Here is a 12685-nt window from a genome sequence, read left to right as displayed (position 1 = left end):
TCATTAGCAAAAACTAATGACATAGGCTAATCAACCGAGCTTGCATTTCTACAAGTTCCCGCCTCTATAGACGGTGGGTAATTGACTCCATTCCCTCCTCGTATAATAGAAAATTGTTGTTACTTTAGAAAATCCAATGTAAATTTCTCATCATAGATTGCCCAAAGTGGGCGTTTACAGTACACAAACGCTCATGTGGGACACCTATACGATTTTTCGGTATCGTTCTACCGAAAGAAAGGATTTGGGGCTACTACCTTATGAATCTTGTAGCTCCAAAACCCTCCCTATTACCGTCACATCTTAAAGTTATATTTAACGAGTAATTAGTTTATGTTTCAGGTAACATTGTTCTCTGAAAGCTGCGATTTCCGCTTCAAGGTTAGTGTTTGCAGATTCGCCAAAGAATGCGTGAATTATAGGTACAACCAATGTTGGGTTGTGTTTTGCCTCTTCTTTAATAATTGCATCAATTTTTGCCATTGCTACTCCTTCTTGCATACAGGTAAAGGGACCCACATGGAATATACCCGAAACTCTTTGTCGGCCATTTGATAGTTCACCGTTTAAAAATTTGAGAAAAGTACCGATAACTAACGGAGACTCACCCATAATATCACCATGATAACGCCTACTATCTTGCATGTCTTCAATGATTCTACGAGGTTTGGGTACAACATGTCGTTCATGTAGGTGATTGCCAAAGATTCTTTTGAATCTCCAATCTACAAAAGCCATGTATTTTTCAACAAAACCGAATAAGAAGTTCGGGTTTCTTCTATTAGTTATGTACATTACATATTCTAACCATTCGGCTATAGAACCTCTTATTATTTCTAACCTTTCTTCTTCAATCTTTTGAATGACGTAGTCCGCATATGGGTCATGCTGCCTTGTATAGATTTCCCCTATATACAATACTAAAGGCAGTGAATGATCTTCCGCAGTTGGTGCTAATTCAGAGAAGATTTCGGTTGTTTCTTTAACCCATTTTTTTAATAATTTAAGAGAAGCTCCGTGATTTATGAGTAAATGTTGTAGACTTTTCCAACGTTGGTCGCAAACTTCGTCAAATTTTTTGAAATCGTCACAATAAGGTCTAAACCTTCTTATTAAATCATCTGTCATATCGGCCATCTTAACTGCTCTAAAAATATTAACAAGGGCATCGACTTTTGAAGAGAATGTATCAAATTGTTCGGGAACATCTATGTCAAAATAGCCAACATCTGCAGAAGGACTAATTAGAGATATGCCTTCCATTCCTTCTTGTCTTAAAAATATTTTTAATACCTCACCATATTTTCCAAAACGGCATGGACCAGCAGTAGTTGGTAAGAAAAGAACGATATTTTCATTTATCCAATCCTTTCCTTTCTTTTCAGCTAATTCTTCTAATTCTGCCATTACGTCGCCAACTACCCCGCGTAGCGGGAAACAAACCTCTGTTGTAATGAATCTATCTGAATATTCCTTTGCTTTGGGAGTAGCTGAAGAAATGACTTTTGATTCAATACCGTAGTGTTTTAAGATAGAAACACCCAAATTGCTTGCCTCTCCCATATATGGAATGAGCCATAATTTTTCTCCAAGTTTAAGTTTTTTACTGTGTTTGCCATCAGGAAATAAGACGAAGTTTGTCATATCGAGGTTAGTTTTAGGAGTTGCTTTTTTAACAACTCTTTCATGAGCTTCTGCCCTTGTAACAAATGGAGCATTGTTAGTTTGAGCATCAGTTACGAGGTGTAAGAAAGGTTTTTCTACTCTTTTAAATATTTCGTCTTCATGATAGAACTTCACTGAATCTGGACCACAAGCAAAATTCATCTGTCTTATTGGGAAAAGTTTTGGATGTCTTGCAACAAATATTGAAGCCTGAAGAATGTGTGCGTTTTGATACCAATATTCGTTGTAAGAAAGATCATCAATAGGAATATCTTTAAAATAGTCTTCTAAGAATGTTTGGGGGATGTATCTCATTCCTCTTTGTTTTGTAAACATTGTACCGGATTCAGAGGAGGCCTGAGGATCAAGAATTACATAGTCTCTTCCTAATCCTACGTAACCTATCTCACCTGATTTTTCTAGTTCTTTCATGAACCTTTCGCCCTGTTTGTTCAAATCTTCTTTAAATTCTAAAACTTTTTTATCTGCAATATAAGTGGCTTCCAAAATTTCTTTTTTAGAGATATTGTATCCAATGCGTTTAAACTCTTCATAGAGCGATTGAGAAGTTCTTTCATTATCTTTCCAATAGATGATTGGTAGAATTTCTCTTTGAGGTTCAAGACCGATAATATCTTGAATCAAGTATCCTTCGGCTTCGGTATATATACAAAACTTTCTGTACGGTTTCTTATCTCGAATTTCTTCAATAGGAGCCGGATTGAAAAGATGCTTGATTCTTTTATCCTTTGCAAGTAAGTCAGCATGTCCTAACACCAATTTCATTGCTATACAAAATTCTGTTGGAGCAATGTTTATACCCCTTTGGGCAATCTCTTCATTTGAAACAGGTGTAATAACTGGCATAAAACCTAGAGATTTTAGCAAAGTAGCAGCCCAAATCCCCATTTCTCCGAGAGTTATACCACTTCGATGTATTCCTACAGTAGGAATACTTTTATCTTGCAGTTTGTCTAATTGATCGCAAGTTATTCCATCAAAATGTTTATCAAAGATTTTATGATAAATTTCAACGTAGTCGGTTCTTGTAACATCAGCGCCTTCACTGTTTCCTCTAGGGCAAAAACCACCTGTAATTATTTTTTCGTCACCTATAGTGAATATTTTTAATTTACAATTTCTCATTTTACAAGAAAGTTTTCCAAAATGTTCAGAACATAAAACATCTTTTTTATCAAATTCCATATCTACAACTTCAAATCCCCTAAATGCAGATTTTACTGTTTTATTTTTCTTTCTAGCTTCTGATATTTCTTCTCTCAGGAAAAGTCCTGCTCCCCAAGCTCCGAACAATTCTCTGTGGGGATAGGCGTAAATATCTTTTCTGGTAACTTGTGCCATAGCAGCTAAAAACGCTTTTCCTAAGGCAGGTCCACCTTGACAAGAACATTTATCTTGTACATGTTGAGGTCCTCCAACAAATTTATTGAAATAACTAGCAGCCGTTGATCTGACAATTGCTGCAGCTATTTCCTCTTTGGAGAAACCTTCTGAAATTAGTCTATTTTCTTCCATTTCCATGAAAACTCCACACGTGGAATCTATTATCGGGACAATTTCTGCTTTTAATGCGGCCTCTTGTAGTGTGCTTTTAACATCTAGATCTAATATTTGAGCCATATTTTCTAAAGTTTGTCCGGCACCAGCCTGACAAGAATAATTCATTCTAGCTTCTTTTATCTGATCTGTTGCCTTGTTTCCATTTACTTTAAAGGAAGTAAACTTCATATCTTGCCCACCAATTTCAAAGATGGTGTCTATATCTGGATCGTGGAATTTAATACCTTTAGCATGACATGTGATTTCATCTACTGCTCCGTCTAAAACAATGAAACCTTCTTTTTCAAGACTTTTCTTTAAAGATTGGCTGATCAAAATTCTTTCATATAATTTTCTTGCGGATCCTGTAGTACAAACACCTAAAACATCATATTTGTCAGCATTTTTAGATAGATATCTAAAAACTTCTTTTAAAGCTCCTTCTGGATCGCCGTGGGTGCTAATATAAATCTTGTCAAGAAGTTCACCAGTTTCAACATCTACAATAGCTGCTTTTGTAGTAGTAGAACCTCCATCAACACCAATTGTTACTTCTCTTACTTCTTGACTGTAAGTTCTAGTAATTTCTTGTTCAAATATGTGTACCTTGTCTAGAGACAAATAAAGAGGTTCGGCGAAAAAGCGTTTTTCTTTGCTGAAGTCAGTGATCTTGAAAAGTTGATCAAAGTCCATAACAAAGTTGTTATTTTTCTCGAGAGCTTCAACAGCTATACCAATTGCTGCAACTGCCATGTGGTGTTTTGGGCGCCTAGCCTTTAAGCCACTTAAATTGTTAAAACTATTTAGGATATAATCACTGGAAAAAACTCCGCCAGTTGCAAGAGCTACTAAAGAAGGATCCAATTCTCTGGCTCCTAATACATCGTTTTTAAAGTTTCGTGCAACTGTTGTGTATAATTTGGCAACAAGATAAGGTTTCTGTGCTCCTTCGTTTTGTTCATGAATAAGATCTGATTGTATAATTACACCGCATCTAGCGTTGAATCCTTTCAAATCAGTAAATTCTTTAATGTCAGACTCAGCCTTAATAAATATTTGGTCCATTAGTTTCTGCTTATGATCGGGGTTATCTGTATTGAAAAATTTTTTGTCATCTTTTAAATATAATCTTCTCAATTGCTTTTCAATTAATATTCCAGAACCTCCACCGCACTTACTGTTGGCGGACCATTCTAAAAGATTTATTTCTCCTTCAACTTCTGCAAGTCTCAAGAAATAAGAATCTTTAGCGCCAATATGAAAGACATAAGAAACATTTGGTTCTAGTAAAAAAACTCCTTTTGGGATAGTAACGCTTTCATAGTCAAACAATAGTTCTGGGAAGACTTTGTTGAAGTGTTGAGCTCCTATACCAGTAAAGGATGTCGAAACGATTTTTCCATCTAAATTGTTGTTTATTTTTTGCCAAATTTCTGGAAGTCTTTTTAAAGGTGTTCCAAAATGAGGAATATTTTCCATAACAAAAACTAAATTCTTTTTTTCGTCAATAACCGCTACTTGGATGCTCGATGAACCAATATCAAAACCTACGTAATACATATGTGTTTTGCTCCTTTCAATTTTGATGTTGCCTGGAGGCTACACTAACAAAAATTTATTTATTTGTTATTGACAAAAGCTGCCTTCAAAAATGGATGTTTATTTCCTGTTATGTAATCTTTCATGTATGATAGTGATCCTTCATCAGTTAATAATTTGTAGAAAGGAAATTCTTTGCTGTTAATTATCTTGACAGCCCTTTGCATTGTAAATGGATTGATATAAGAACCTTTAATAGTAATTTCTTCACTATATATTTGAAAAGGTTCTAATTCTGTTGTTTTTAAACCTTTGGGAGTTACTCCAAAATTTATTATTTTTCCTCCTTTTTTTACCAGGGAATAGGCTAATTCAAATCCAGCTACGCTTCCAGAGCATTCAACCACTAAATCAAATTCTTTGGTTCCTTTATATTCTTGCGATTGTACAACGTCAAAACCAAATTCTTTTTTTATGAATTTTATTTTTTCTTCGGATATTTCAAATATGACTTTTTTTCCAACCGAAAATCGATCAAATAACATAGCAAATATCAATCCAATTGCTCCACCACCAATAATTGCTACATCATCTGTAAAAGAAAAATTTGATAAATCAAGTCCGTGTATTATGCACGAAAGAGGTTCTGCGAATATCGCACTTTCTACGTCTATGTCTTTATTTAAAGGATATATAAGATCGTTGGTAACGCTTAACAGTTCTGCAAATCCTCCATCCCTATTTACACCAACAGCTTTTAAATTTTCACATAAATGTGGTTTTCCTCCCCTACAAAATTTACAGTAACCACAAGATTTGTTAGGATCGATGGCAACCTTTGTTCCTTTTTCATACTTGTTTGAGTTTATTATTTCTCCAACGATCTCATGCCCTGGCACAAGAGGATAAGTAGCTAAAGTTTCGCCTTTATATATTTTTAAGTCAGTACCACAAACTCCACAACTTAAAACTTTTAGCAAAGATTCGTTTTCTTTTATTTCAGGTTCATCTTTTTCAATTAGCTCTAAGTTATGTGGTTCCTTTATATATAGGGCTTTCAATGCATCGCCTCCGTAGTTATATTTTGATATTAATTGCAAAAAAAATCTTTTTTTATATAATTTTAATTTATATTATTTTAAAATAAAACTGTTTCAAACTAGTACTATTATATTACAAAAGTATCAAAATAAAAAGAACTGGTTTACTTAACGAACTAAAAAGGACAAGATTTATGCTATAATGTTTAAAGTAAAACTTTTTTCTCTCATAACTGCTTCATATATTAAAAGAATAAAGGAGGCAATTCAGATGCCAACATGGGACCTTACGTTTTTTTATAATTCTCCACATGACGAAAGAATTAAAATTGACCTAGAAGAGGGTTTTAACAAAGCAAAACAACTAAAGCAAAAATACTATAGTAAGTTATCGGATCCTTCTTTGACTTCTTCTCAAATGAAAGAATTTTTTGTTGAATACGAAGATCTTGTTACGAAAGTAGGGTTAACGGCTCAATATGCTAATTTAATTTATGCAGCAGATACTTCTAACGAGCTTTATCAAAAACTAGCGGCTGTATGCGACGATTATTTGGCAAAAATTGAGATGGAGCTTTCCTTTTCTAAACCGTCGATTTTGAAACAAAGCGAACATAAATTAATAGAGTTTATGGAGTCAGAAGAATTGAAGGATTATAGGCATGTTATAGAAAAACTTTTAAAATCAAAGCAACACGTGCTATCTGAGGATGCTGAAAAAGTTTTGGCTGCAATGTACAATTCCTCAAGAGGTGGATTCCAAGATCTCTATCAACGCCTGACTAGTTCCTATATCTTTGAAATTGAAGTAGATGGCATGATTAGAACTCTAACTGAACCTCAAATGCGGTCTTTGAGGATGCATCCAGATAAAGACGTTAGAAGAAGAGCTATGAAGATACTTTTAGATAGATACGAAAAAGATCAATTAGTTATTGAGAAAACCTATAATTCGATTGTGAAAAATTATGATACTGAAGCGAGCTTGAGAAATTTTCAAGAGCCTATTTCTATGAGAAATTTGGAAAATGAAGTAGAAGATGAAATAGTCAAAACTGTAATCGAAGTTACAACCGATAATTCTCCTCTAGTACATAGATATTATAATTGGAAGACCCAAAAAATGGGGCTAACTTTAACTTTAGCTGATATATATGCTCCTTTAATGAAAGAGAGAAAAGAATATTCTTTTGATGAGGCCAAGGAAATTGTGTTAGATGCCTATTACAGTTTTGATGAGGAGTTTGGTCAAATTGCTGAATATTTTTTCACGGAGAAAAGAATTGATTCAGATATAAGAAAAGGAAAAAGAGGAGGAGCTTTTACTTCTTACGTCGTTCCAAATAAAAAACCATTTATATTGATGAATTATACAGGCAATATGAATGATATAATGACTTTGGCACACGAATTGGGGCATGGAATTCATGGGGTGTTGGCATCTAAACAAAATATTTGGAATTTTCATCCTCCACTAGTAATGGCGGAGGTTGCTTCGGTTTTTGGAGAAATGTTGGTTATGGATGCTGTTTTACCAACCTTATCAGAAGAAGAAAGAATGGCTTTTATAGCTTCAAAAATTGAGGATACATTTGCGACAATGTTTAGACAAAATATGTTTGCAAGATTTGAAATAACTTCTCATAAAATGATTAGCGATAACGGTAGTGCAACATGGAAAGAACTTTCTGATTTATATAATCAAGAGTTAAAAATTATGTTTGGAGATTCTGTAATAATTCCGGATGAATATCATTTTGAATGGTCTAGCATTCCTCACATGTTTCATACACCCTTTTATGTTTATGCATATAATTTTGCAAATCTATTGGTACTTGCTTTGTATGAACAATACAAGATAGAAGGTAAATCTTTTGTTCCTAAATATAAGGAGTTATTAAGTAGTGGGGCAAGTGATTCTCCCGAGAAGTTACTACAAAGAGTAGGAATAGATATTAATCAAAAAGATTTTTGGAAAAAAGGTTTTGAATTTATCGAAAAAGAGTTTTTAAGCAAGCTAGATTAAAAATTTTTTCATTTGCTTGTGAGGGGGAGTTTTTTGTGGAAATTCAACAATTTGTTACCTGTAGAGGATTTCGTACAAATACTTATATTATAGACAATAAAATTATTATAGATCCGGGAGAGGATGTAGGACAATTTGTGAGTAGGGAAAACGAATTTATCGTGTTATTAACTCACGGACACTTTGACCATATCTTAGGACTTCCAGAAATAAAGATAAAAGAATTGTATTTACACCCCTTAGATGATGAATTGCTGAAAAATCCCAAACTAAATCTATCTTTCCTTTTAGGAACACCTTTTTCATGGATAGATTCATGGAAGGACATTTCAGAAGCATATGAAATAATACATACACCTGGTCATACACCTGGTTCGTGTGTGATTTATATAGATAATTATTTGTTTACAGGAGATACCTTGTTTTTTGATTCTATTGGAAGAACTGATCTTCCAAATTCTTCACCTGAAGACATGGAAAGATCCTTGAAGATTTTAAAAGAGTTTTTGATGTCTTTGCCAAAGGATACAATCATAGCACCGGGACACATGAGAACAGGGACCATCGTAGAGGTTTTAGAGAACAATCCTTTTTTAAAAGTAATTTAAGTGTGTTCAAGGGTGGCATCCCTTTTATCTTTTCTTGATACTTGAAAATTTAATATGTGTCTCCTATTATTTCCAATAATGGGGGCCCTGATTGGATTGTATTTGTTAAATCTGTGAAAAAACTCATACTTAAAAGATCTAGAAGAATTATTAGGAGGTTATTAAATTGATTGAACCACATGGTGGAAAATTGATAAATAGAATTGCTTCGGAGGAAGAAAAAAAGGAATGGATGAAGAAGGCAAAGGAATTAAAGTCTATAACAGTTCCTTATTTTGATCTTTCGGAGTTAGAAAACATCGCAACAGGATTGTTCAGTCCTTTGGAAGGTTTCATGAATAAAGATGATTATAACTCAGTCTTAGATAATATGCGATTAAAAAATGGAATTGTTTGGTCTATACCTATTGTTTTATCAGTGAAGAAAGAAATAGCTGATGATTTAAAGGTTTCAGAAGATATCTTAATAAAATCAGAAGAAGATGGAAAAGACTACGCGATCCTTCATCTAGAAGATAAGTATCCCAGAAGAAAAGAAGAGGAAGCAAAAAAGGTATATAAAACTAATGAATATAAACATCCAGGAGTTAAGTTTCTTTATGAGCAAGGAGAAATAGCGTTAGGTGGCAAAATTACGTTACTTAACAGAATAAACCATGAAAACTTTATAGAATATAGGTTTGACCCTGTAGATACGAGAAGAATTTTTTCTGAAAAGGGATGGAAAACTATTGTTGCTTTTCAAACAAGAAATCCAATTCATAGGGCTCATGAATATCTTCAAAAAACTGCATTAGAAATAGTTGATGGATTGTTTATCAATCCTCTTGTTGGAAAAACTCAAGAAGAAGACATTCCATCAGAAGTTAGAATGTATTCCTATGAAGTAATATTAGACAAGTATTATCCCAAGAATAGAGTTTTGTTGGGAGTTTTCCCTGTTAATATGAGATATGCTGGTCCGAAAGAAGCCGTATTTCATGCAATATGCAGGAAAAATTATGGTTGTTCACATATTATAATTGGGAGAGATCATGCTGGAGTTGGAGATTATTATGGAACTTACGAAGCTCAAGAGATTTTTGATCAATTTAAGCCAGAAGAAATTGGTATAATTCCGCTAAAATTCGAGCATGCGTTCTATTGTAAAGTATGTGAAAATATGGCAACATCTAAAACTTGTCCTCACGGAAAAGAAGACCACGTATTTTTAAGTGGCACAAAAGTAAGAGAGATGCTCTCACGTGGAGAGAGACCGCCAAAAGAATTCACCAGACCAGAAGTAGCTGATATTCTTATGAAGTATTATCAAGAAAAAAACAATGATAAAAAGTAAGTTATTTATTATATTATTTATTTTGATTTTTGTTATTAATATATTTTCATACGAAATATTCTTTTCTGGAGAAGAGTTACTCAAATTTTTGAAAGACAAGATTCTTCAGAGTCAATCATTGAGATTGGTGTCTTTTAGTTTAGATGACACCATCTCCAATGAATTAGCTAAAGTGAATAGTGAAATATTTTTAGAATATGAAGGTGGTTATTCAGGTAATTCAAATCTATCAATTAATTACGACAAAAATATAGATGGATACCTTCATGAAAAATTTATTCTGTTCGATGATGAATCTGTTTTATTTGGAACAGGAAATTTCACAGAAAGTGGGCTTTTAACAGATTTCAATGTTTTCATTTATACAGAAGATCAGAAAATCGTTGATATCTTTCTTCAAGAAGTTTCCAACTTTAAGAAAGGTAAGTTTGGAAAAAATAAAAATCCGATCTATGTTGTTCTAAAAAATACAGATTTAAATCATGTAAAAATAGTTACAGGTCCATCTAATCAAATTACCTCGAGTATTCTCAGAGAGGTAAAAAAAGCGAAAAAATCAATAAAGGTATTTTCTTATTCTTTTACAGATCCCTACTTTGTGGAAGTCTTGGAAAGAATGTCTTCGAAAGGTATCAGTGTAGAAATTTTATCTGACGATTGGAATAAACTGTATGATTCTCCTATAAAGTTTCTTACCGGTATTGATGTAAAGTACAACGATAATATACATGCTAAAACGATTATCATAGATGATGAGATAGTTATACTTGGCAGCTATAACTTAACATACCGTGCTAGAGAAAAAAATGACGAGATTATTACAATTATCAATAATGAAAGCGTTGCCAATATATTAAGACAAAAATTTGATTTATTGTATGTAGAATGATAAAATAAAAATGCTTTTAAAATAAATTTTTTAAGATAAGAATTTAAATTCGACTAATTTATGGGGAAAAACTGTAAAAGTTTGGTTATTTTTAAGTGTTGACGGGGAATTGTTATTAAAACTAACAAAATCGATTTAAAGATTGTTGAGGTATAGCTCAAGAGGCCTTCCCCTAACTAAAGAAAGGAGGAAAGTACTTTTTAACTTGTTTAAAAAGTACGTCATATATGGATATTCGGATCGCAATTGCTCAGATAAATTCTCTGGTTGGAGACTATCAAGGAAACATTAAAAAAATTAAAAATTACATTGATCAAGCTTGTGAAAATAAGGCAGATATAATTGTTTTTCCGGAAATGTGCATAAATGGTTATCCTCCTGAAGATCTTTTGTTGAACACTCAGTTTTTAAAGGATTCTTTAAAAAGTATAAAAGAGATAGCAAGCTTTAGCGTTGATAAAGACATTGTAATAATACTTGGTGCTGTAGAGTGTGATGAAGATTATGATATCTTTAACAGCGCACAAATCATTTTCAAAGGTAATCTTGTAGAAAGTTATAGGAAGAGGATTCTATCTTCTTTGCCCTTTTTTGATGAAAGAAGGTATTTTAAACCTGGAGAAGTTATAACGTTAATAGAATTAAAAGGAACTAAGATAGGTATAACAATTGGCGATGAGATTCATTTTCAAGATAGTAGTTTTCTCTCCTTGCTCGATAATAAAGTTGATTTAATTTTAAATTTATCTGCATCTCCTTTTTACAAAAAGAAGATTAACTTAAGTTATGGTATGATGAAAACAAGAGCTGTTGATCTTGCTTCGTGGATCTTGTATTGTAATATGGTAGGGGGTCAGGATGAATTAGTGTTTGATGGGGGAAGCATAGTTGTAAACCCATATGGAGTTGTAGAAATAAATGCGCCATTATTTGAAGAAGGTTTATATTTTGTTGATATTAATCCAGACCAAGCTAAAAGGGCAAAACTGAAATACAAAAAAAGAGAACCTATTTTTGAAAATAAAAATTATGTCAGAATAATTGATATTAATAAAAACATTGATAAAAAGGTTAAGATGGATACCCTTAAAAGCGAAGTTCCAGATGAATATGAGCAACTTTACTTGGCTATAAAATTGGGTTTGAAGGATTATGTATTAAAAAACGGGTTTAAGAGTGTCGTTTTAGGGTTAAGTGGAGGAGTGGATTCTGCTTTAGTTGCTTGCATGGCAGTTGATGCTATTGGTAAAGAAAATGTTTTAGCTTTAATTATGCCTTCACAATTTACTTCTAATAAGAGCCTTGAAGATGCGGTTGAATTGGCGCTGAACTTGGGTATAGAATATAAAATTATTTCAATTAAGGAATTATATAATGCCTACTTACAAGCATTAAAAGAAAGCTTTGAAGGAACGGTGTTCAACGAAACGGAAGAAAATTTACAAGCTCGGATTAGAGGAAATATCGTTATGGCTTTTTCAAACAAATTTGGTCATCTTGTTTTAGCATGCGATAATAAAAGTGAGGTTGCAACTGGTTATTCAACGCTTTATGGAGACACAGCAGGTGGCTTAGCTCCACTTAAAGACTTATATAAAACGGAATTATACAAAGTCGCTGAAAAATATAATGAGATTCATAATAGGGAAATTATAACAAAATCAATCTTAGAGAAACCCCCCTCGGCAGAGCTTAGGCCAAATCAGAAAGACGAAGATAAATTACCCCCCTACAGTATTTTAGACGAAATTTTATTTGATTATATCGAAAGAGGGAAATCTTATCAAGATCTTTTAAACGAAGGGTACGATGAAGAAGTATTGAAGAGTGTTATAAATATGGTAGAAAGAAGTGAATGGAAGCGCAGACAATTACCGCCTGGGATCAAACTGAGCGAAATAAACTTTGGAAAAGGCTGGAATATGCCGATTACAAAAAAGTATCAATTTTGAAGGTTTTTGTAATATTTAGTCAATTACCCACCGCCTATAGAGGCGGGGGCTTGTAGAAATGCAAGCTCGG

Annotated in this window: 7 protein-coding genes; 5 read left to right on the top strand and 2 right to left on the bottom strand. The window is 33.2% G+C overall.

Going from position 1 to position 12685, the window contains the following annotated elements:
* Window positions 1–315: 315 nt before the first annotated feature.
* Together PKN74_RS07100 and PKN74_RS07095 are read right to left on the bottom strand one after the other, a co-directional pair.
* On the bottom strand, window positions 316–4785 hold the full coding sequence (locus tag PKN74_RS07100) for an acyl-CoA dehydratase activase-related protein (protein WP_472309997.1): 4470 nt from the start codon (window positions 4783–4785) through the stop codon (window positions 316–318).
* A gap of 59 nt (window positions 4786–4844) precedes the next feature.
* A complete protein-coding gene (locus tag PKN74_RS07095) occupies window positions 4845–5825 on the bottom strand; it encodes an alcohol dehydrogenase catalytic domain-containing protein (RefSeq protein WP_472309995.1) in 981 nt (326 codons plus the stop codon).
* 250 nt (window positions 5826–6075) lie between these two features.
* Between PKN74_RS07095 and PKN74_RS07090 the strand changes: the two genes are divergently transcribed.
* The 5 genes from PKN74_RS07090 (at window position 6076) to PKN74_RS07070 (ending at window position 12615) form a co-directional block, all read left to right on the top strand.
* Window positions 6076–7830, top strand: a complete 1755-nt coding sequence (locus tag PKN74_RS07090; protein ID WP_472309993.1) for a M3 family oligoendopeptidase — start codon at window positions 6076–6078, stop codon at window positions 7828–7830.
* A gap of 35 nt (window positions 7831–7865) precedes the next feature.
* On the top strand, window positions 7866–8438 hold the full coding sequence (locus PKN74_RS07085) for an MBL fold metallo-hydrolase (protein WP_472309991.1): 573 nt from the start codon (window positions 7866–7868) through the stop codon (window positions 8436–8438).
* Window positions 8439–8604: 166 nt separating this feature from the next.
* Complete coding sequence (gene sat, locus PKN74_RS07080) at window positions 8605–9774, top strand: sulfate adenylyltransferase (protein WP_472309989.1); 1170 nt, start codon at window positions 8605–8607, stop codon at window positions 9772–9774.
* An 88-nt stretch (window positions 9775–9862) separates the two neighbouring features.
* On the top strand, window positions 9863–10663 hold the full coding sequence (locus tag PKN74_RS07075) for a phospholipase D-like domain-containing protein (RefSeq protein WP_472309987.1): 801 nt from the start codon (window positions 9863–9865) through the stop codon (window positions 10661–10663).
* A 227-nt stretch (window positions 10664–10890) separates the two neighbouring features.
* Window positions 10891–12615 carry an NAD+ synthase gene (locus PKN74_RS07070; RefSeq protein ID WP_472309985.1) on the top strand — a complete coding sequence of 575 codons (1725 nt, stop codon included), beginning with the start codon at window positions 10891–10893 and terminating at the stop codon, window positions 12613–12615.
* Window positions 12616–12685 lie beyond the last annotated feature (70 nt).

This window comes from Defluviitoga sp. (assembly GCF_035349255.1).
Classification (GTDB): Bacteria; Thermotogota; Thermotogae; order Petrotogales; family Petrotogaceae; genus Defluviitoga.
Note: the sequence above shows the minus strand (reverse complement) of the source record. Positions and strands in the feature narration are given on the sequence as shown.